The 21060-nt window shown below is 69.1% G+C and carries 21 protein-coding genes; 6 read left to right on the forward strand and 15 right to left on the reverse strand.

What is annotated here, in order from left to right; translation table 11 throughout:
- Positions 1-4: 4 nt before the first annotated feature.
- From ACRDSQ_RS02710 to ACRDSQ_RS02735, 6 genes are read right to left on the reverse strand one after another with little or no spacing between them, the layout of a single operon-like run.
- Positions 5-1234 carry an acyl-CoA reductase gene (locus tag ACRDSQ_RS02710; RefSeq protein WP_431418441.1) on the reverse strand — a complete coding sequence of 410 codons (1230 nt, stop codon included), beginning with the start codon at positions 1232-1234 and terminating at the stop codon, positions 5-7.
- Complete coding sequence (locus ACRDSQ_RS02715; protein ID WP_431418442.1) at positions 1231-2283, reverse strand: acyl-protein synthetase; 1053 nt, start codon at positions 2281-2283, stop codon at positions 1231-1233. Before ACRDSQ_RS02715 ends, ACRDSQ_RS02710 begins: the two co-directional genes overlap by 4 nt.
- Positions 2280-3644: an AMP-binding protein gene (locus tag ACRDSQ_RS02720; protein WP_431418443.1), complete on the reverse strand. Its 1365-nt coding sequence runs from the start codon at positions 3642-3644 to the stop codon at positions 2280-2282. Before ACRDSQ_RS02720 ends, ACRDSQ_RS02715 begins: the two co-directional genes overlap by 4 nt.
- Entirely contained in the window at positions 3641-4387 is a 747-nt protein-coding gene (locus ACRDSQ_RS02725; protein ID WP_431418445.1) for an SDR family NAD(P)-dependent oxidoreductase, read from the reverse strand. The genes ACRDSQ_RS02720 and ACRDSQ_RS02725 overlap by 4 nt, the downstream gene beginning before the upstream one ends.
- A complete protein-coding gene (locus ACRDSQ_RS02730) occupies positions 4384-4623 on the reverse strand; it encodes an acyl carrier protein (RefSeq protein WP_431418447.1) in 240 nt (79 codons plus the stop codon). The genes ACRDSQ_RS02725 and ACRDSQ_RS02730 overlap by 4 nt, the downstream gene beginning before the upstream one ends.
- 36 nt (positions 4624-4659) lie before the next feature.
- A complete protein-coding gene (locus ACRDSQ_RS02735) occupies positions 4660-5361 on the reverse strand; it encodes a UDP-N-acetylglucosamine acyltransferase (protein ID WP_431418449.1) in 702 nt (233 codons plus the stop codon).
- A 197-nt stretch (positions 5362-5558) separates the two neighbouring features.
- Here ACRDSQ_RS02735 and ACRDSQ_RS02740 point away from each other — a divergent pair, with 197 nt between their 5' ends.
- The 3 genes from ACRDSQ_RS02740 to ACRDSQ_RS02750 all read left to right on the forward strand — a co-directional run bounded on the left by ACRDSQ_RS02740 (position 5559) and on the right by ACRDSQ_RS02750 (position 7824).
- Positions 5559-6656: a DegT/DnrJ/EryC1/StrS family aminotransferase gene (locus ACRDSQ_RS02740; RefSeq protein WP_431418451.1), complete on the forward strand. Its 1098-nt coding sequence runs from the start codon at positions 5559-5561 to the stop codon at positions 6654-6656.
- A complete protein-coding gene (locus tag ACRDSQ_RS02745; RefSeq protein ID WP_431418452.1) occupies positions 6653-7618 on the forward strand; it encodes a Gfo/Idh/MocA family protein in 966 nt (321 codons plus the stop codon). The genes ACRDSQ_RS02740 and ACRDSQ_RS02745 overlap by 4 nt, the downstream gene beginning before the upstream one ends.
- Positions 7619-7695: 77 nt before the next feature.
- The gene (locus ACRDSQ_RS02750; RefSeq protein WP_431418454.1) at positions 7696-7824 is read left to right on the forward strand and encodes a hypothetical protein; all 129 of its coding nucleotides are present in this window, start codon (positions 7696-7698) and stop codon (positions 7822-7824) included.
- Positions 7825-7931: 107 nt separating this feature from the next.
- Here ACRDSQ_RS02750 and ACRDSQ_RS02755 read toward each other — a convergent pair whose 3' ends face one another.
- From ACRDSQ_RS02755 to ACRDSQ_RS02770, 4 genes are all read right to left on the reverse strand, one after another.
- A complete protein-coding gene (locus tag ACRDSQ_RS02755) occupies positions 7932-8210 on the reverse strand; it encodes a hypothetical protein (protein ID WP_431418455.1) in 279 nt (92 codons plus the stop codon).
- Positions 8211-8373: 163 nt separating this feature from the next.
- The gene (locus tag ACRDSQ_RS02760; protein ID WP_431418457.1) at positions 8374-8826 is read right to left on the reverse strand and encodes an acyltransferase; all 453 of its coding nucleotides are present in this window, start codon (positions 8824-8826) and stop codon (positions 8374-8376) included.
- Entirely contained in the window at positions 8823-9761 is a 939-nt protein-coding gene (locus ACRDSQ_RS02765) for an NAD-dependent epimerase/dehydratase family protein (RefSeq protein ID WP_431418459.1), read from the reverse strand. Before ACRDSQ_RS02765 ends, ACRDSQ_RS02760 begins: the two co-directional genes overlap by 4 nt.
- A gap of 27 nt (positions 9762-9788) precedes the next feature.
- On the reverse strand, positions 9789-10919 hold the full coding sequence (locus tag ACRDSQ_RS02770) for a DegT/DnrJ/EryC1/StrS family aminotransferase (RefSeq protein WP_431418460.1): 1131 nt from the start codon (positions 10917-10919) through the stop codon (positions 9789-9791).
- A gap of 78 nt (positions 10920-10997) precedes the next feature.
- On the opposite strand from ACRDSQ_RS02770, the gene lhgO reads away from it, so the two are divergent.
- Positions 10998-12179 carry an L-2-hydroxyglutarate oxidase gene (lhgO, locus tag ACRDSQ_RS02775; RefSeq protein ID WP_431418462.1) on the forward strand — a complete coding sequence of 394 codons (1182 nt, stop codon included), beginning with the start codon at positions 10998-11000 and terminating at the stop codon, positions 12177-12179.
- A gap of 70 nt (positions 12180-12249) precedes the next feature.
- Complete coding sequence (locus ACRDSQ_RS02780; protein ID WP_431418464.1) at positions 12250-12534, forward strand: DUF262 domain-containing protein; 285 nt, start codon at positions 12250-12252, stop codon at positions 12532-12534.
- A gap of 188 nt (positions 12535-12722) precedes the next feature.
- Here ACRDSQ_RS02780 and serS read toward each other — a convergent pair whose 3' ends face one another.
- Positions 12723-13985, reverse strand: coding sequence for a serine--tRNA ligase (gene serS, locus ACRDSQ_RS02785; protein ID WP_431418466.1), 1263 nt, complete (start codon positions 13983-13985; stop codon positions 12723-12725).
- Between the two features lie 91 nt (positions 13986-14076).
- Positions 14077-15171 carry an FG-GAP repeat domain-containing protein gene (locus ACRDSQ_RS02790; RefSeq protein WP_431418468.1) on the reverse strand — a complete coding sequence of 365 codons (1095 nt, stop codon included), beginning with the start codon at positions 15169-15171 and terminating at the stop codon, positions 14077-14079.
- A gap of 469 nt (positions 15172-15640) precedes the next feature.
- Between ACRDSQ_RS02790 and ACRDSQ_RS02795 the strand changes: the two genes are divergently transcribed.
- Complete coding sequence (locus tag ACRDSQ_RS02795; RefSeq protein ID WP_431418470.1) at positions 15641-18496, forward strand: discoidin domain-containing protein; 2856 nt, start codon at positions 15641-15643, stop codon at positions 18494-18496.
- A gap of 62 nt (positions 18497-18558) precedes the next feature.
- Here ACRDSQ_RS02795 and ACRDSQ_RS02800 read toward each other — a convergent pair whose 3' ends face one another.
- Genes ACRDSQ_RS02800 through ACRDSQ_RS02810 form a run of 3 tightly spaced genes read right to left on the reverse strand, consistent with a single transcriptional unit; the run spans position 18559 to position 20875 of the window.
- A complete protein-coding gene (locus ACRDSQ_RS02800) occupies positions 18559-19047 on the reverse strand; it encodes a DUF350 domain-containing protein (RefSeq protein ID WP_431418471.1) in 489 nt (162 codons plus the stop codon).
- Between the two features lie 37 nt (positions 19048-19084).
- Positions 19085-20251, reverse strand: coding sequence for a glutathionylspermidine synthase family protein (locus ACRDSQ_RS02805; protein ID WP_431418472.1), 1167 nt, complete (start codon positions 20249-20251; stop codon positions 19085-19087).
- The gene (locus ACRDSQ_RS02810) at positions 20252-20875 is read right to left on the reverse strand and encodes a hypothetical protein (RefSeq protein WP_431418474.1); all 624 of its coding nucleotides are present in this window, start codon (positions 20873-20875) and stop codon (positions 20252-20254) included.
- Positions 20876-21060: the final 185 nt, after the last annotated feature.

Raw genomic sequence — 21060 nt, forward strand, 5'->3', positions numbered from 1 at the left:
GGTTTCAGACCGTGACCGTGACCAGCCTGCTGAACTCAGCAAGCAGGTCGTAGCCATCCCACACGGCGGAGAAGGTCAGCGCGGAGCCGAACGGGACGATCCGGTCGATGCCGCTTCCGGCGAGGTCGCGGGCGAGGCCTTCCAGCGTCTCCCGGTCGAAGCCGAAGCAGCTCAGGGTCTGGTCCTTGCGGCCGATGACGGAGACCAGTTCGTCGAGCGAGCCGATCGTGGCCATCGGGAAGGTTCCGGTGCCGAGCCATTCGCGCGGGACGCCTGCCGGGTCGACCAGTTCCATGGTGGCCACGGCGTTGCCGTCGAAGCGCAGGTCGGTCGCCAGGCCGTCGGCGGCGACGCCGTAGGTCGACACCCGCTTCTGCACCGCCATCGCGGGCTCGATCACGACGTTCTTCTCGACCAGGACCTCGCCGAGCAGCTCACGGAACTCGGTGCGCGCGGTCGCCGCGCGCTCGGCGTCGCCGACCCAGAACAGGGTGCGCGGGGAGGCGCACGCGGCCTGGTCGAACCAGTACGAGTCGTTGTAGAAACCGACAGCGGCCTCGCGGCGCCGCTCGGGGCTCGCCACCTCCCAGCCCGCCACCGACAGCGCCGCGAACGACGCGCGGTCGGGGAAGGTGAGGTCGCGGGCGTGCGGGGCGAGCGGGTGCTTGCGGACCTCGGTGACCGCGCGGTCGCCGCCCCAGATGACCCGCAGGTCGCATGCCGCCGACAGGGCGGCGGTGACCGCGTCGTCGCGGTCGTAGGTGACCATCCGCTGGGTCTGGGCGACCGCCGGGTGCGCCTCGGCGAGGGCGTCGTTGAGGGCGTCGATGACCGCGCTGGCCGCGCCCGCCGAGCGCGGCGAGATCCGGATGACGTTGCGGTTGCCCGCGAGGGCGGACAGCGCCCACGAGTAGACGAAGATCGTGTCGACGTTGGCGGGCGGCACGTGGAACGCGAGCCCGCGCGGGAAGCGCAGCACGCCCTCCGCTGTCGCGCCCGTGGCGAGCGCCTTGCCGATCTCACCGCGGCGGAGGAAGAAGCCGAGCGAGGCCAGCTCCGGGAAACGCCGGGCGGTGGCCGGGGCGAGAAGTTTTCGCGCGAACTTCACCAGGAAGTCGACGATGCGGTCGTCGCCGACGGTCAGCGGACCGCCCTCGGGGATGGCGCGCAGGCTGCCGAGCAGCTCGTCGACCTCGGTGTCCGGTCCGGCCGGGAAACGCTGGGTGATCTTCACGCGGCCGCTCCCGAGAAGGTGTCCGAGCAGCCCCGGGCCTCGGCCTTGGGCAGCCTGCCGAGCACGGAGAACCGCTTGCCCGGCCAGTCGCCGTCGTCGATGCCATTGACGACGCCGAGGTCTTCGGTGAGCAGGACGTGCCCGGGGTAGGAGCGTGGCAGGAGGCTGACGACCTCGATCACGCCCGGCACACCGACCGGCTGCTCTTCCCAGGTCTCCGGGTTCCGGATCACGACGTCGGCGAAATCGGGGCAGTACAAGGAGTTCCCGGACGGGCCCTCGACGAACACGGTGCCGATCTGCTCGATCATCCCGTAGTAGTTGTGGATCCGGGTCAGGCCGGTGTCCTCTTTGAACCGCTTGCGGAACTCGGTGTTGTCGACCGCGCGGTCGATCAGCTTCTTCCAGCCACCCGAGTGGATCAGGATGCCGTTCGACAGGTCGAGCCCGTTGTCGCGCGCGACCTCGTAGAGGTACAGCCACACCATGAAGGTGAAGCCGAAGATCAGGAACGGCTTGTCGCCGTGCTCGGCGAGGAACTTCTTGACCGCCTCGATGTCGGGCTGGTCGTTCTCGTCGAGCACGTACACGTGCTTGCGGCCGAAGTTCGCCATGCCGAGCACTCCCGCGCCGCGCGCGGAGAAGGAGCGGCGGTTCTTGATGATGCTGACCGTGTCGACCATCAGCATGGGCAGGCGCTCGTTGCCCAGGACCGTGCGCAGCGTCGCGCCGAGCATCTTGGTCTGCGCGGCGGCGGCGTCCTTGTCGAGGTAGATCCGCGACGCGCCCGCGCCGGTGGTGCCGGACGAGGTGAGGATCTTGAAGACCTCGTCCTCGGGCACGCTGCGCAGCTCGTGGGTTTTGAACATGCGCACCGGCAGCCACGGCAGGTCGGCGACGGTGTCGAACGGGCCGTCGGCGCCCAGCGAGGACAGGATGCGGCCGTACGGCGCGCAGGCCTGGCGGTGGTGCTCGGTCAGGTCGGACAGCCCGGGCAGCAGAGCGGCCTCGCGCTGCGCCTGGCTGAGTTGGAACAGGCTCTCCGTCACAGCTGCGCCTCCAGGGACCGGTAGTCGATCTTGCCGCTGGGCAGCAGCGGCAGGGCGTCCACCGACCGTACGTCGAATCCGGTGACATGCAGGTGCAGCCGCTCGGACAGGGTGCGGGCCGCGGCCTTGGCGGTGTCGCGGTCGGCGCCTTCGAGGAAGACGGCGACCTTGTCACCCGCGGGCACGGCCGCGACGGTGCCGCCGACGATCTGTTCCAGGTCGTCGAGGTTGACCCGGTTGCCGAAGACCTTGCCGATGCGCTTGAGCCTGCCGGTGATGAACAGGAAGCCCTCGTCGTCGAGGTGTCCGAGGTCGCCGGTGGCCAGCAGGCCGCCGACCTGGTCGCCCTCGGCCAGTTCGGCCGCGGTCTCGGCGTAGCCCATCATCACGTTCGGACCGCGGTAGAGGACCTCGCCGGTGACGCCCGGTTCGGTCGTCTCCGCGCCGTCGTCGGTGCGGACGCTGAACGTGCCGCCCGGCAGCGCGGGCCCGGCGGAGCCGATCTTCTCGGCGAGCCGTTCGGCGGGCACGGTCGCCATCCGGGGCGCGGCCTCGGTCTGGCCGTACATGACGAACATGCGCCCGCCGGCGGCGACCATCTTGTCGTTGAACTCGGCGACCAGGTCGGTGCGCAGCTTGCCGCCCGCCTGGGTCAGCGTGCGCAGGCTCGGGTACTTCGCCGGGTCGAACCGCAGCCGCCGCAGCATCTCGTAGTGGTACGGCACACCGGCGAGGGAAGTGATCTTGTATTCCTCGACCGCCTGCCAGAACGGGCGGCCCATCACGCCGGTCGGCTCCACGACCACGGTGGCGCCGCGCACGAGGTGGCTGTTGAGGACCGAGAGGCCGTAGCTGTAGTGCAGCGGCAACGTCGTCGGCGCGATCTCGTCGGCGTCGATGCCGAGCACGTCGGCGATGGCCTCCGCGTTGGCCCGCACGGCCGCGCGGGAGAGCCGGACGAGCTTCGGATTGCCGGTGGAACCGCTGGTGGGCAACAACACCGCCAGGTCCGGATGCGGCTCGACGCCGTCGCCCGCGCGCACCCAGTCGACGCCGTAGCCCGCGGGTGCGTCGCCCACCGGGTTGAGCACCGCGGCGGGCTGGAAGCGCTCGACGAGACCCACGAGCAGGTCGGCGTCGAGTGCCGGGTCGAGCAGGGCGATCGCACGACCGGCGTGCCAGGCACCCAGGTAGCGCAGCACGCCCGCCGTGTCGACGTCCATGCGCGCGAACAGCACGCCGGGCGGCAGGGCGCGCAGCTCGGCCGCGACCCGGTCGATCTCGGCCCGCAGCTCCGCGCCCGCGAGCACCTCGCCGGTCGTGGCGTCCAGCAGCCGGGCGTCCGGGTGCACGAGCGTCACAGCACGAGTCCCCCGTCGACCCCGAGGATCTGCCCGGTGATGAACGACGCCTCGTCGCTGACCAGGAAGCGGATCGCCTTGGCGATCTCCTCCGGCTTGCCGAGGCGGCCCAGCGGGGTGTCGGCGACGCGGCCGGAGATGACGTCCTCGCTCAGGTGCGCGGTCATCGCCGTCTCGATCACGCCGGGCGCCACGCCGTTGACGCGGATGTTGTAGCGGCCGAGTTCCTTGGCGGTGGACCGGGCGACGTTGCCGACCGCGGCCTTCGACGCGGCGTAGGCCGTCTGCCCCGCGCTGCCGTTCTCGCCCACGATGGAAGCCAGGACGACGATGGCGCCGGTCTTCTTGCGCATCATCGCGCGGGCCGCGGCCTGCACGGTGTGGATGGTCCCGGCGACATTCGTGGTGAGCATCCGCATGATCAGGTCTTCGGTGATCATGCCGACCAGCGCGTCCTCCAGGACACCCGCGTTGGCGACCAGGATGTCGAGCTGCCCGTGCTCCTTGGCGACTCCGCGAACGACGGTGCTGACGGCCTTCGCGTCGGTGACGTCGAGCGCCACGCCGGACACGTGCGCGTCGAGCTCGCCCGCGACCTCGGCGGCCCGCTCCTTGGCGGAGGCCTCGCCGCGGCCGGTCAGCACGACCGTGGCGCCCGCCTCGGCCAGCGCCCGGACGGTGGCCAGGCCGATGCCCCGCGTCCCGCCGGTGACGAGCGCGATCTTGCCGCTCAGGTCGGTCACGCGTTCTCCGTCAGGTCGGTGACCATGTCGACGGCGACCTTGAAGCTGCTCATGTCGATGACCTGGTCGGTCTCGAACTGCACGTCGAACTCGTCCTCGATGGCCGCGACGAGCGCCATGTGGCCGACCGAGTCCCACGCCTCGATGTCGCGGTACTTGAGGTTCTCGACGTCGACGTCGTCATCGAGCTGGAGAGCGTCCACGAACACCTTGCGGAGCTGATCTGCGATCGCCATGAGCCTTTGATCTTCCTTCGTCGTGCGTTGGTTCGGTCAGTGCTCGCCCTGGTCGCGGCCCGCCCAGGCCTTGAGCAGGATCGACAGCTCTTCGGGCAGTCCCTCCGCGGCCAGGTCGCCCTTGCCCTTCAGGAACGCGTCGAGGGACTCGATCGTCGCCTCGTCGCAGCCGCGCCTGCTCAGGCCGACGACGTTGATGCCGGAGACCCGGGCCGGGTTGCCCACCGCGATAGTGAACGCCCCGACCTCCTTGCGCACCGCCGACCCCATGCCGACCATCGCGCCGGGGCCGATGCTGCCGTGCTGGTGCACGACGGTGCTCATACCGATGTTGGCATGCGACCAGACGTGCGTGTGGCCGCCCAGCTGCACCGAGCAGGCCAGGGTGACGCTGTCGTCGACGACGACATCGTGGCCGACGTGGCTGCGCACGAGCAGGTAGGAGTCGTTGCCCAGCCTGGTGGGGCGGTGGGTGCCCTGGTGGAAGGTGACGTACTCGCGGATCTTGTTGCGGTCGCCGATGACGACCCCCGCGCCCTCCAGCTCGCCCTCCCAGGCGACCGGGTGCGGACCATTTCGGTCCTCCGCCGGCGTGCCGATGGTCACATGCGGGCCGATCCAGTTATCGTCACCGATCGTGCACGGACCGACGATGACCGTGTACGGGCCGATGACGTTGCCGTCGCCCAGCTCGACCCCGTCACCGATGACCGCGGTCGGGTGAATGCGATTTGCCACGTGAAACGACCCATCCCTGAAGAATTGGCCTCGGCCGCGGCCGAGGCGCCATCACTCTCCGACACCAGCGCGACCTGCGGTGGACACCCCGGAGGGGCGTTCCGCATGCGCCAGGTAACGTGGGCCCGCGACCGGCGGGACCGAGCAGTTACTGTACCGGACGCCTCAGACTGCCCACGGACAGGAAAGACTGCTGCATGATCCCCATCACCGTGGTTGACGTCGCCGATGCCGAGCCGCTTGTGACCCAGGTGCTCCGCTCCGGCGTCATCGCACAGGGCCCCATGGTCAAGCGCTTCGAAGACCTCTTCGCCGGAATCGCGGGTGTCGAGCACGCGATCGCCGTCAACAGTGGCACCACCGCCCTCGTGGCGGCGATCCAGGCACTCGACCTGCAGCCGGGCGATGAGGTCGTGACCTCTCCGTTCACCTTCGTCGCGACTCTCAACGCGATCCTGGAGGCGGGCGCCACCGCGCGCTTCGCCGACATCCGCACCGACGACTTCTGCGTGGACCCGGACGCGGTCGCCGCGGCCGTGGGCCCGCGGACCAAGGTCCTCATGCCGGTGCACCTCTACGGGCAGATGGCCGACATGGCGCGGCTCACGCCGATCGCCGACGAGCACGGCCTCGCGATCGTCGAGGACGCCGCGCAGTCGATCGGCTCGACCTTCGACGGCCGCCCGGCGGGCAGCTACGGCCTGGGCTGCTTCTCGCTGTACGCGACGAAGAACGTCACCACCGCCGAGGGCGGTGTCATCACGACCAACGACGCCGCCATCGCCGACAAGCTCCGGGTGATGCGCAACCAGGGCATGCGGGCGCGCTACCAGTACGAGATGGCCGGTCACAACTACCGGCTCACCGACCTGCACGCCGCGGTCGGCATCCCGCAGCTGGAGAAGCTCGACGAGATCACCAAGCGCCGCCACCACAACGCCGAGGCGCTGACCGCGGGTCTCGCGGACATCCCCGGCCTGGTCGTGCCGCAGGTGCTCGAGGGCCGCACGCACGTGTGGCACCAGTACACCGTGCTGGTCACCGAGGACGCCGCCGTCTCGCGCGACGAGCTGTCGGAGAAGCTGACGGAGAAGGGTGTCGGCAACGGCACCTACTACCCGAAGGTCGTCTTCGACTACGACTGCTACCGCGACAACCCGGGCGTCATCGCCTCGGATGTCCCGGTGGCCGCCAAGGTCGCCCAGCAGGCGCTGTCGCTTCCGGTGCACCCGAAGCTGACCGAAGCCGAGCTGGAAACCATCGTGTCGTCGGTGCGAGAGGTGCTTGGAGCATGAGCGAGGCCAAGACCAAGGTCCTGCTGGTCGGCACCGGATCGATGGGGTCGCTGCACGCCCGTGTGCTGTCGCAGTCCGACCGGGTCGAGCTCGTCGGCGTCGTCGAGCCGCGTGAGGAAGCGGGCCGTGCGGTCGCCGAGCGCTACGACACCGCGTGGTACCCGGAGATCGATTCACTGTCCGATGTGGACGCCGTGATTCTCGCGTCCGCGACGCACACGCACCACAAGCTGGCCCTGGAGATCCTGAACCAGGGGACCCCGCTGCTGGTCGAGAAGCCGGTCTGCGACGACCTCGCCGCGACCGAGGAGGTCATCGCCCTCTCCGAGAGCCGTGACATCCCGATGATGTGCGGCCTGCTGGAGCGCTACAACCCCGCCGTGATGACGGCGCTGGCCCTGCTCGACGAGCCGGTCCACGTCACCGCGACCCGCCACTCGCCGTACGCCTCGCGCATCAAGACCGGCGTCGGCTGGGACCTGCTGGTGCACGACGTGGACCTCGCGGTGCGCTGCTTCGGCGGCGCCGAGCCGTCGCGGGTGTCCTCGGGCGCGGGCTTCTTCCACCCGGAGTCGGTGCAGGGCGCCGAGGACGTGCTGGAGACGGTGCTGACGTTCCCGCAGGGCGGCATGGCGAACGTGTCCGCCAGCCGCGTCGGCCAGCGCAAGGTTCGGTCCCTGACCATCAACGAGGTCAACCGCCTGGTCGAGGTCGACCTGCTGCGCCGCGACGTGACGATCTACCGCCACATCTCGCACGACGCGGCCGAGGACGGCTTGGGCTACCGCCAGCAGACCGTGATCGAGATTCCGGAACTGGTCTCGGCCCGCGAGCCGCTCGCCACCCAGCTCGACCGGTTCCTCGACCTGATCGCGGGCAAGATCGACGCCGCCGAGGAGCGCGCGTCGATCCTGCCGTCGCACCGGGTTGTCGCGAAGGTGCTGGAGCAGGCGCGCGCCTGATCGCTTGCGGAAAACGGGCCCGGACGCACTGTCCGGGCCCGTTTTCCGTTGCGGGACTAGCTGATCACGTCGTTGATGTGCCACTGGTAGCCGACGACGACCGGTGCCCGGAAGGTGCCTCCTTGTTGATGTCGGTCAGCGTCAGCGCGCTGATCGTCTCCCAGCCGTATCCAAGCGAGGAGATCTGGCCGGTGCTGAACTCGTAGGCTTCGAGGTGTCCGGTCGTATCGATGTAGAGGAACTCCGGCTTGCCGTCGAGGGTGACGTCGGCGACTGTCTGCTCGGTGTTGGCGTGGTAAGTGCGGACGTAGCCTCAGGGTGCGCTGAACGTGCTGGTGCCGTTGATCCCGCCCTGGTTGATGAAGGAATCGGTGCCGTTGAACGTGCCACTGTGCGGGTAGACGATCATCGTGTCGTAGGTCACCGCGACCACGTCGGCGAACTTGTCGGCGTTGATCCGGCCCTGGCCGATCCAGCGCAGGCTGTTCCATCCGTAGTTGATGGTGGTGGCGGGGCGATAGGTGTTGGTGCCGTGGAAGGTTCCGCTGTGCGGATAGACCCGCAGCTCCCCGGTGGCCTGGTGGCGGACCATGATGTCGTGCGCGCCGTCACCGGTCCCGAGTACGGCAGCGGGGCCGACAGGACAACCGCGGCGAACGCGCGAACAACGCGTGAATTCATGACTCTCCCCAGAGTTCCCACATGAAACGGGCCCCGACGCGAACGCTTCGGAGCCCGTTCGAGCCATGCTGGAACTACCCGAGATCCACGACACTTCCATCGAGTTTCACGGTGCCCACCGGTCGGGCCGGAACGCCCGCGACGACGGTGCGCGGCGGCACGTCCTTGGTGACGACCGCGCCCGCCGCGACCACGGACTCGTCGCCGATCGTCACGCCCATCTGCACGGTCGAGTTCGCGCCGAGGAAAACCCGGTCGCCGATCGTGACCGGGGCGCGGTCGACCGTCGGGTACGCCCGGCCGGACACGCAGCGCTTGGCCGAGCTGTGGGTGTAGATCTGCACGCCGCAGCTGATGTCGCAGCCCGCGCCGATGCGCAGTCCGCCCGAGCCGTCGAGGACGGTGAAGGCGCCCACCCAGGTGCCTTCACCGATCTCCGGGTCGCCGGTGATCCAGGCGTGCGGGTTGTAGCGGTTGGGCGGAAAGCCGTGCTGGGCATGGAAATCCGCCTGGCTGCCCTCGGTCACTCGGCCGGTGCGGACGCCGCGACCAGCTCCGACATGCCCTGCTGGACGGTGATCGTCGGCTCCCAGCCGAGGACCTCCTTGGCCCGGGTGATGTCGGCGGCCCGGCGCGAGACGAGGACGTCGCGCGGGTTGAACTGGGGCTCGACGTCGACGCCGACGGCGTCGATGAGGATCTTCGCCAGCTGCGCGATCGAGGTGTCCACGCCGGTGCCGATGTTGATCGGCACGTTGGCCTGCTCGCTCTCCAGCGCCATCACGACCGAGCGGGCCAGGTCGTGCACGTGGATGAAGTCCATCGACTGCTCACCCTTGCCGTCGATGACCGGCGGCCGGCCCGCGCGCAGGCGCTGGATGAAGTGGTTGATGACCGAGGTGTAGTACGCCTCGATCTTCTGGCCGGGGCCGTAGACGTTGAAGAACCGCAGCGCGTTCCAGGACAGGCCCTTCTGGCGCTGGTAGAAGCCCAGCAGATCCTCGCCCGCGCGCTTGCTGATGCAGTACGGCGTCAGCGGGGCCAGCTCGTCGTCCTCGTGCATCGGCAGCCGCTTCGGGTCGCCGTAGACCGACGCGGTCGAGGCGAAGACCAGCCGCTGCACACCCTCGTCCGCCGCCGCGGCGAAGACGTTGTGGTTGCCGGTCATGTTGATGTCGATGCTCTCGTGCGGGTCCGCGATCGACTTGTTGATCGACACGGTGGCGAAGTGGATCGCGTGCGTGCAACCGCGCATGGCCTCGCGGACAGCGCCGCCGTAGCGGACGTCCTTCTCGATGAGCTCGACCTTGCCGGTCGCGACGAGCTCGTTGACCCGGGCGCGGTCGCCGCGGGTCATGTTGTCGTAGAGGCGGATCTTGTAATCGCGCTCGAGCAGCAGCGGGATGACGTGCATGCCGATGAAGCCCGCACCACCGGTGAAGAAAACGGTCTTGTCAGCCATGATCGGGAAGCTCCTACAGATACGTGGTCAGGAAGCGGCGGCGACGACGTCGTGCAGCGTCGCGGCGACGCGCTCCACTTCGTCGTCGGTGAGGTTGGCGTGCATCGGGATGGCCAGGTGCCTGGTGAACAGGTCGGCCGAGACCGGGCAGGTCTCCATGGCGCCGTAGAGCGGCTGCACATGCGAGGCGTAGGTGCCGAAGTTGCACTGCACGCCGCGGGACCGCAGGTCGAGCGCGACGCGGTCGCGGCTGATCGACTCGTCCAGGGTGATGATGTAGGCCTGCCACGGGTGCTCGCGGTCGGCGAGGGTGACCGGGAGGATCACGCCGTCGAGGTCCTTGAGCAGCTCGCCGTAGCGGGCGGCCACGGCCCGGCGGTTCGCGAGGATGGTCGCGAGCCGGTCGAGCTGCACGTTCATGATCGCGGCCTGCACCTCCGACATGCGGTAGTTCCATCCGAGTTCGCGGAAGCTCGGAATCGGCAGCTCGCTGCTGCCCTCCCGGCTGATGGCGGGCTCGATGCCGTAGGTGTGCAGCTTGCGCGCGTGCGCGATGAGCTCGGGGCGATTCGACGTGAGCGCTCCGCCCTCGCCCGCGGTGATGTTCTTGCGGCCGTGGAAGCTGAACGCGGCGATGTCGCCGAAGCTGCCCGCCGCTCGGCCCTTGTAGGTGGCGCCCGCCGCGCAGGCGGCGTCCTCGACGATGAACAGGCCGTGCTTGTCGGCGATCGCCTGCAGCTCGTCGTAGTCGGCGGGCTGGCCCGCGACGTCGACGGCGACGATGCCGGTCGTCTTCGGCGTGATCGCGGCCTCGACGGCGGCCGGGTCGATCGTCCAGATGTCGGGGCGGATGTCGGCGAACACCGGCTTGGCGCCCGCGGTCATCACCGCGTGCCCGGTGGCCGGGAAGGTGTAGTCGGCGACGATGACCTCGTCGCCCGGCTTGGTGCCGAGCACATGCAGCGCCAGGTGCAGCGCGGTGCCGCAGTTGCTGGTCGCGAGCGCGTCGGTGACGCCCGCAACCTCGGCGAACCGCTTTTCGAAGACGCCGCAGGTGGGGCCTGCGCCCGCGAGCCATCCGGACTTGAAGACCTCGGCGACCGCGGCGAGCTCTTCCTCGCCGACGGTGGGCTGGCCGAGGGCGATGCTTTCAGACATACCACTCCCAGGATTGACCGTTCGCGAGTGTATAGCGGTGGACGGGGTGCCTCCGGCCGCCCCGTACCCTCTTGGGTCGTGCGACACATCGTGGTTATTGGCGGCGGCATCCTCGGCCTGGCGACGGCGCGTGAACTGGTCGATCGCGGCCATCGCGTGACTGTCCTCGAGAAGGAAGACCGCTGGGCCGGTCACCAGACGGGACACAACTCCAACGTCGTCCACGCGGGGCTGTACTACGCCCCGGGGTCGTTCAAGGCGAAGATGTCGGTGGCGGGCAACCGCTCGATCGTCGAGTTCGCCCGCGAGCACGGGGTGCCGGTCGACATCTGCGGCAAGCTGGTCGTGGCGATCGACGAGTCCGAACTGCCCGCGCTGAGCGTGCTCGCCCAGCGGGCCGAGGCCAACGGCGTCCCCGCGAAACTGATCTCCCAGGCCGAGGCACGCGACTACGAGCCCGAGGTCGCCTGCGTGTCCGCGCTGCGGGTGGAGAGCACCGGCATCATCGACTTCCCCGCCGTGTGCGCCGCTCTGGTCCGGCTGCTCACCGAGGCGGGCGCCGACCTGCGGCTCTCCACCCCCGCGCTCGGCATTCGCCCGGGCCGCACCGGCGGCATCGAGGTCGCCACCGGCACCGAGGTCCTGCGCGCCGACGCGCTGGTCAACTGCGCGGGCCTGCACAGCGACCGCATCGCGCGCATGGCGGGCCTGACCCCGCGCGCGCAGATCGTGCCCTTCCGCGGTGAGTACTACGAGCTCACCCCGGAGCGCTCCCACCTGGTCCGGGGCCTCATCTACCCGGTCCCGGACGCGTCGCTGCCCTTCCTCGGCGTGCACCTCACCCGGATGCTCGACGGCAGCGTGCACGCGGGCCCCAACGCCGTCCTCGCCTTGCGCCGCGAGGGCTACCGCTGGTCGGATATCTCCCCGGCGGACCTTATGGAGACCGCCCGGTTCCCCGGCATCTGGCGACTGGCGAAGAAGTACGCGTACCCGATCGGCCTGGACGAGGTCCGCCGATCGCTGTCGAAGCGCCGGTTCGCGGCAAGCCTGGCGAAGCTGGTCCCCGCGGTCGGCGAGAACGACATCGTGCGATCGGGCGCGGGCGTGCGGGCACAGGCCCTGCTGCCGGACGGCTCGATGGTCCAGGACTTCCTGATCGAGACCGCCCCCAACCAGGTCCACGTCCTCAACGCTCCATCCCCCGCCGCGACCTGCGCCTTGGAGATCGGCAAGTACATCGCGGACCAGGTGAACTGACGGCCCCGACAAATGGCCGATCCTCTCGCAAGCCGAAACACTGGCTGAAGCAGGGCGATCATGCTCACGGATGGCGAGTCGCCTTCACGTGACCGCGATCCGCGCCGAGGAGGAGCCAGTGGCCTACCAGATCCCGCTCACGATCAAAGACACGCTCGAAAGCATCAATCGCAACGAGCTCGTGCTGCCCGCGATCCAACGAGAGTTGGTATGGGCTCAGGAACCGGAGCGGATGACCCGGTTGTTCGACAGCATTCTCCGGGGCTACCCCATCGGGACATTCCTGTTCTGGAAGGTCACGCCGGAGAAGTCGAAGGAGTTCCACTTCTACGAGTTCATGCTGGGACTGGCATGAACGGAAGCACCGACACAACGATCGGGCCCATATCGCGGAGCCCCGGGCCCTGGTCGCGATCCTCGACGGCCAGCAACAGCTGAGCACGCTGAATATCGGTCTCTACGGCAGTCTGGCCCACCTTCGTGCGGCGCGCGACCTGTAGACGACTGACCGTCGGTGGGGCCCGCGGTGGGCCCCACCACGGATCAGGCGATGGGTTCGATGACGTCGCGGCCCAGGAATGGGCGTAGGGCCTGCGGGACGACCACGGAGCCGTCGGCCTGCTGGTGGTTCTCCAGGATGGCCACGATCCACCGAGTCGTCGCGAGCGTGCCGTTCAGGGTGGCCGCGGTCTGCGGCTTGCCGTTCTCGTCGCGGTAGCGGACGCCGAGGCGGCGGGCCTGGAACGTGGTGCAGTTCGAGGTGGACGTCAGCTCGCGGTACGCCTGCTGAGTGGGGATCCAGGCCTCGCAGTCGAACTTGCGGACGGCACTGGTGCCCAGGTCGCCGGTGGCCGTGTCGATGATCCGGTACGGGACCTCGATCTTGCCCAGCATCTCCCGCTCCCAGTCGAGCAGGCGCTGGTGCTCGGCTTCGGCTTCCTCCGGCTTGCAGTAGGAGAACATCTCCACCTTGTCGAACTGGTGGACGCGGATGATGCCGCGGGTGTCCTTGCCGTAGGAACCCGCTTCCCGGCGGAAGCAGCTCGACCAGCCCGCGTAGCGCTTGGGGCCCGCGGAGAGGTCGAGGATCTCGTCGGCGTGGTAGCCGGCGAGGGCGACCTCCGAGGTGCCGACCAGGTACAGGTCGTCCTCGGCCAGCCGGTAGATCTCGCCGGCGTGCGCGCCCAGGAAGCCGGTGCCCGCCATGATCTCCGGCCGCACCAGGACGGGGGTGATCATCAGCGTGAAGCCCGCGGCCGCGGCCTGGGCGGCGGCCATGTTGAGCAGGGCGAGCTGGAGCTGCGCGCCGACGCCGGTGAGGAAGTAGAACCTGGAGCCGGACACCTTGGCGCCGCGTTCCATGTCGAGCGCGCCCAGGCGGACACCGAGATCGAGGTGGTCGAGCGGCTCGAAGTCGAAGGTGCGGGGCTCGCCGACGTGCTCGACGACCGCGTAGTCGTCCTCGCCGCCGACGGGGGCGGCCGGGTGCACGATGTTGGGCACCGAACGGTGCAGCTCGTCGAAGGTGGCGCCGGCCGACGCCTGCTCGGCTTCGGCGGCCTTGACCTCCGCGGCGAGTTCCTTGCCCTTGGTCAGCAGCGCTTCGCGTTCCTCGCCGCTCGCGCGGCCGACCTGCTTGCCGAAGACCTTCTGCTCGGCGCGCAGGTTGTCGGCGCGGGAGATGGCGGAGCGGCGGCGCTCGTCGGCGGACAGCAGCGTGTCCACGACAGTCGGGTCCTCGCCGCGGGCACGCTGTGAGGCGCGCACGGTCTCCGGGTCTTCACGCAGCAGCTTCGGGTCGATCACCCGGCTGAGCTTAGACGTCTGACCCGTGGAGCTTCGACTGGTATACGACGGCGGGCCCGCTCGTCGCCGAGCGGGCCTGCCGTGGGGACTCTTAGCTGATCACGTCGTTGATGTTCCACCCGTAGCCGACGATGATCGGCTGCCGCAGCACGCCGAAGTCGCGGCCGTACGGGTCCGGGTCCCACGCCCCGGTGTTGGTGTAGACCTGTAGGACGCCGTCGGCCGCGCGCCTGCCGAGGACGTCGACCTTGTTGTCCCGGTTGATGTCGGTCAGCGTGATCGCGTTGATCGTCCCCCAGCCGTAGCCGAGCGCGTAGGCCACGCCCCACGGCTTGCCGGTGTCCGGGTTGATGTCGCCCTCGCCGAGCGACAGGATCGACAGCCAGCCGTCGGCCTGCAGGAACATCAGGTCCGGGTTGCCGTCGTTGTTGAAGTCGCCCATGTTCTGCTCGAGGTCGGTCTCGCCGCCGCTGGCGACGTGTTCCGGCGCGAGGAACGTCGAGGTGCCCGAGTAGGTGCCGCTGTGCCGGTAGACGTAGGTGTCACCGGTGCCCTGACGGCGGGCGACGAGGTCGTCGAAGCCGTTGCCGTCGATGTCGTAGGTGAAGATCAGGTCGTTGATGTTCCAGCCGTAGCCGACGATCACGACCGGCGTCGTCAGCGTCGAGGTGCCGTTGAACGTCCCGCTGTGCGGGTAGACGCGCATGATGCCGTCCGGCGTGATGCCGATGACGTCGGCGACCGCGCGGGGCGCGCCGTTCGCCGGGACGACCTTGCCCTGGCCGATCCAGCGAAGGCCGTTCCAGCCGTAGTTGATCGTGGTCGGCGCGACGTAGGTCAACGTGCCGTTGTAGGTGCCGCTGTGCGGGTAGATCTTGAGCTGCCCGGTGGCCTGGTGGCGGGCCAGGATGTCCTTGGCGCCGTCGCCGGTCAGGTCGCCCGAGCCCGCGCCGCTGCTGCCGGACTGGATCGTGACCCCGCCCTGGGACGCCGGCTTGCGGCCCGCGGCCTTCGGCGGTGTGTAATGCGCCACTCGCTTGGACTTGGCGATGCCCGCCTTCGGCGTCGGAGCCGACGGCGCGGCGCTCGCCTGTGGCGCGACAAGCGTGGCGGCGGCGATCGCGAGCACCGCCCCGATCACGCCCCCCACAAGCCGCCCGCGTCCGCGTTCCCCAGTGTCGAGCATGCGCGATCTCCTAGTTCTCAAAATCCGGTGCCGTCTTCGGCTGTGCGGGTGACCTGCTTGTTCACCCATACGGGAACACATATCGCAGCGATGGCACGTTTTGTTGCACATGGCCGCACGCGTTAGCGCGATCGGACCAGAACAGGTGTCACCGCAAGCGAGACTGATGTAACTCTGCGTGGCTTTCGCTCAACGTCCCCAGTGCGCAGGCGAACAAAGCCCGGCCCTAATCAGCATACCCAAGCCCACTCATACAATCAGTCACCGTCTTGCCACGATCGTACGCATCTGTAACGCCTCCGAGTGAATTACTGACTCGATGTACGACGGAGCGTGCGCCCAGATGGCGGCATGACGAGACCAGCCCGTGACCTTCGGCCACGGGCGTTCACTGAGGGGTGGTCGCGTGGATCTTGTTCGTACCAATAGGGCAGGCGTCTTAAGACGCTCAGCCAAGTCCAGGACCGCCGTGCTGGGCGCCGCGGTCCTCGCCATGATGACCCTGGTCACCGCCTACGACTGGGACGGCCCGACCGATCACGGGTCGCACCGCCACGTCACGCCCGGTCCGGACATCGTGCCCGCCGCCGCCGACCCGACCCTGTCGCGCGCGGGCTGGACCGCCGCGGCCGACAGCGCGCACGGCGGCTACCCGGCGAGCAACGTCCTCGACGGCAACAACGACACCATCTGGCACACGCCGTATGGAACTGGCGCCACCGCTCTTCCGCACACCATCACGCTGGACATGAAGGCGAGCAACGTCGTCTCCGCGCTGCGGTACCAGCCACGACTGGGCACCAACCGCGGCGGCACCATCGGCGGCTATCAGATCCACGTCAGTGCTGACGGCGCCAACTGGGGCAACGCCGTCTCCGCGGGCACCCTCAACGACGACGCGTTCGAGAAGGCCATCCCGTTCCGGCCGACCATCGGCCGGTACATCCGGCTGACGGCGGTCACCGAGGCGGGCAACCGTGGACCGTGGAGCACCGCCGCCGAGATCAACGTCAACGGCATCCCGGCGCCCACGCTTCCGCGCACGGGCTGGACCGCCGCGGCCGATAGCGCGCACGCCGGCTACCCGGCGAGCAACGTTCTCGACGGCAACAACGACACCATCTGGCACACGCCGTACGGAACTGGCGCCACCGCTCTTCCGCACACCATCACGCTGGACATGAAGGCGAGCAACGTCGTCACCGGCCTGCGGTACCAACCGCGACTGGGCACCAATCGCGGCGGCACCATCGGCGGCTACCAAATCCACGTCAGCACCGATGGCGCCACCTGGGGCACCGCGGTCGCGACCGGCACCATGGCCGACAGCGCGGCCGAGAAGTCCATCCCGTTCGCTCCCAAGACAGGCCGCTACGTGCGGCTGACGGCGACCACGGAGGCGGGTAACCGCGGGCCGTGGAGCACGGCCGCCGAGCTCAACATCGTCGGCGCACCCGCGCCGACACTGGACCGGACCGGGTGGACCGTCAAGGCGGACAGCCAGGAGACCCGGGCACCCAACAACCAGGCCTCCAACGTCCTCGACGGTGACAACAACACCCTCTGGAGCACGCGGTACCTCGGCACGGTCGCCCCGCTGCCGCACTACATCACCATCGACATGAAGAAGTCGCAGGCGGTGTCCGGGCTGCGCTACCAGCCGCGGCTGGGCGCCCTGCGCAACGGCACGATCGGCAGCTACCAGGTCCGGGTCAGCGCCGATGGCGTCACCTGGGGCAACCCGGTCGCGTCGGGCGTCTGGGCGGACAACGAGGCCGAGAAGACGGCGACCTTCCCGCCGACGACCGGCCGCTACGTCCGGCTGACCGCGCTGTCGGAAGCGGGCAACCGCGGCCAGTGGAGCAGCGCGGCCGAGCTCAACCTCACCGGCACACCGGCGACACTCAATCCGAAGACCTACGGCTCCTGGGGTTCGACGATCGGGTTCCCGATGGTGCCCGTCGCGGTCTCCCAGCTTCCCAACGGCAAGATCCTGGCGTGGTCGGCCTCCGACCCGTTGATCAGCGGCGGTTCCGGCCTGACCCACACGGCCATGATGGATCCGGCGACCGGAGCGGTCACCCCCCGCGTGGTCAACGAGACCCAGCACGACATGTTCTGCCCGGGCACGGCGACGCTGCCCGACGGCAAGCTCATGATCACCGGTGGTCAGGACAGCACCAAGACCACGATCTACAACCCCGCCGACAACACCTGGAGCGCGGGGACGCCCATGGTCATCCCGCGCGGCTACCAGAGCTCGGTCACGCTCTCGGACGGCCGTGTGTTCACCATCGGCGGCTCCTGGGCGGGAGCCGAGGGCGGCAAGGACGGCGAGGTGTGGTCGCCGACCGAAGGCGCCCGCCACCTGCCCAACGTGCCGGTCAGCTCCATCCTCACCGCTGACCCCGAGGGCGTCTACCGCTCGGACAACCACCCGTGGCTGTTCGCGGCTTCGAACGGCCGGGTGTTCCACGCCGGGCCGAGCAAGCAGATGAACTGGTTCTCGATCGACGGCCCGGGTGCGCGCTCCGACGCCGGGCTGCGTTCCGACGACCGGGACGCGATGAACGGCGACGCGGTCATGTACGACATCGGCAAGATCTTCACCTCGGGCGGCTCGCCCGCGTACGCGAACTCGACGGCGTCCAACCGCACATTCATGATCGACATCAGGAGCGGCGCGACCCCGACGGTCACCAACGGCGCTCCGATGGCGTTCAAGCGGGCCTTCCACAACAGTGTCGTCCTGCCCGACGGCAAGGTCATCGTGACCGGCGGCCAGTCCTACGCCGCGCCGTACTCCGACGCGGGCGCGATCATGCCCGCGGAGGTCTGGGACCCGGCCACCAACACCTTCACCACGTTGGCGTCGATGACCGTGCCGCGGAACTACCACAGCGTCGCGTCCCTGTTGCCCGACGGCCGGGTCTTCACCGCGGGTGGCGGTCTCTGCGGCAGCTGCGGCACGAACCACCCGGACGCACAGGTGTTCAGCCCGCCGTACCTGTTCAACCCGGATGGCACCCCCGCCACCCGGCCGACCATCGTCTCGGCGGGCGCGGCGGTGAACGCGGGCGAGACCCTCGCGGTGTCGACCGATGTCGCGGTGTCGTCGTTCTCGCTGGTCCGCATGGGTACGGTGACCCACAACGTCAACACCGACCAGCGGCGCGTGCCGCTGACGGTGGCGTCGTCCACGGGCACGGCCTACACCCTGTCGATTCCCGCCGACCGCGGCGTGGTGATCCCCGGGTACTACATGCTGTTCGCGATGGACGCCAACGGCGTGCCGAGCGTGTCCAAGGCGGTCCAGGTCATCTGACCCGCTGACGACAAGAGCCCCCAGGCCCATGTCGGCCTGGGGGCTCTGTTGTTGGCGATTGCTTAAGAGATGGCGACGGCGACGATCAAGCCAAGCGCGATGTGCACCGCGGCGACGACGACGCTGGCCGGGGCGAAGCGCTCGAACTCGATGGTGTTGCCGACGTCGAGCTTGGTGACCCATTCCAGGGTCCGCACGGCGAGCACCTGCACGACGATGCCGATCAGGCCGTAGACCACCGACGTGATCAGCCCCGCCGTCAGGTCGCTGGCCGAGAAGAAGATCGCCACGACGATGATCAGCGCCATGCTGAGCATCCCGGACGCGGTGACGATGACCGCGTTCGGCCTGCCGAGGCGAACCAGTTCGGACAGCTTGCCGGGGGTGGTCCAGTCGATCGCGTAGAAGCCGATCAGCATCAGGACCAGGCCGACGATGGCGTAGAGCGCGATGGCGCCGATGCCTTTGCCGAGGTCGGCGCCGAATCCAGCCGGAAGAGCCAACTGCGCAGAGCCTGAAAAGTTCGCCAGTGCGGCGAGTTGACTGGTCACACGTCCTCCATGGGCTTGCATGTCTTGCTGTCGGAAATCATGACTGCGGAATCCGGTGGGGGACGAACGCCGCGCCGTCGTCGGTCACCAGGCCCGCGGTCTCGCGGATGCCGAGGCCAGCCGAGTGGTCGCCGACGATCCACGCGCCGAGCGCGGGACGGTAGCCGTCGAACTCGGGGAGCGGGTCGAACGCCTGGTAGACGAAGCCTTCCCGGCCGTACACGCCGGTCGTCTGGGTCTCATAGCCCGGCGCCACGATCTGGATGTTGGCGCCTTCGCGGCCGAGTTTGGGCTTGCGCACGTACTCGGTGAGCAGCCCGGGGTCGTCAAGGAACGCCGGGAGCAGGTTGGGGTGGCCCGGGTACATCTCCCAGAGCACCGCCAGGATCGCCTTGTTGGACAGGAGCATCTTCCAGAGCGGCTCGACCCACAGGGTGCCGGGCAGCGACTCGACGACCCGCTTGCCGAACTCCTCGTCGACGACCCATTCCCACGGGTAGAGCTTCATCACCGACTTCATCGACACGTCGGCGAGGTCGACGAACCGGCCGAGTTCGGCGTCCCAGCCGATCTCCTCGATGGCCAGGCCGATGGTGTCCAGGCCCGCCTCGGCGGCGGTCTCCTGCAGGTAGGCCGTGGTGATGTGGTCCTCACCGCTGGGGTCGGCCTGCGACCAGGTGAAGTGCACTTCCTTCGACGGGAGCCGGTCGGCGACCTCGGCCCACCGCTCGACCAGCTTCTCGTGGATTGAGTTCCACTGGTCGTCCTCGGGGAAGACCTCGGTCTTCCAGTACCACTGCACGACGGCCGCCTCGAGCAGCGAGGTCGGGGTGTCGGCGTTGTACTCGAGCAGCTTCGCCGGGCCCCGGCCGTCGTAGCGCAGGTCGAACCGGCCGTAGACGTGCGGGTCGTGCCGCTTCCACGACTCGGCGATGTGCGGCCACAGCCACTCGGGCAGGCCGAAGTCGCGGTAGCGCTCGGTCAGCACGACGTGCTCGACCGCGTCCTGGCACATGGAGTGGAGCAGTTCCACGTCGGCCTCGACCGACAGCACGTCGTCGAGTTCGAAGACGTAGTGGACCGACTCGTCCCAGTACGGCCGGGCGCCGCCGACGCCGTCGCGGGCGGGCGTGCCGAACACCAGCCCCTGCGACTCGATCTTCTGTCGCCAGTCCGGGCGTGGCTGCGAGCGCTCACGACGCACTCAGCTGCCCCCGCTCTTCCCGCCGCTGCTGCTGCTGCCGCCGACCCCGAGGCCGCCGCGCGACACCGACTTCCCGGAGGCGGTCCGCACCGGGGTGCGGTCCGACGGCGCCACGTACGAGCCGCCGGTGACCTTCTGGCCGGGTGAGCCGGTGCCGCCGTAGTTGTAGCGGTAGGAGCTGCCGCCGATGAAGATGAAGCCGCCGCTGTGGTAGCCGCCTTGACTGCGGGCGTAGCTCTCGTCGCAGTTGTCGTCGTCGACGACGACACCGTTGCTGTCGGTGCAGGTCGCGGTGACCGGGTCGGGAGTCGAGGAGGCGTAGATCACCGCCACCACGGCGACGACGCCGACGGTCACGCCCGCACCGATGAGGATGCGTTTGCGCTTCTTGCGCTTGCGCTCCGCCGCGGCGTATTCGGCCTCGGCGGTCTCCCGCTCGCGGCGCCGGGCCACCTCGCGGGCGCGCTGGTCGGCCAGGGAAGGCGCGCGCGGCGCGGTCTTCCCTGGTTCCTGGTAGCTCACCGAACCGCGTCTCGCCTCTACCGCCTCCGGAGGCTCCGGCGGCTGGTAAGGCGGTGGCTGCTTTGGCGAGCCGTCGTCGGTCGGCTTGTCGTTGTCAGTCATGAACCACTCCCGGCGCGAACAGTACCGATCCAAGCTCTCCGAGGCGTGCTCAGTCGGATGATTGTCCTCATCGCAACCTCGCGTCCAGCCCTGATCGGTCCCCGGTAGCCGCGCCCCGGACCGGGACACGGCATCATGGAATAGATGTCTGGAAGCAGCGAATGGTTTCGACCAAATGATGCGAC

It is taken from the genome of Actinokineospora sp. (genome assembly GCF_050699995.1).
In the GTDB taxonomy this organism is placed as follows: domain Bacteria; phylum Actinomycetota; class Actinomycetes; order Mycobacteriales; family Pseudonocardiaceae; genus Actinokineospora.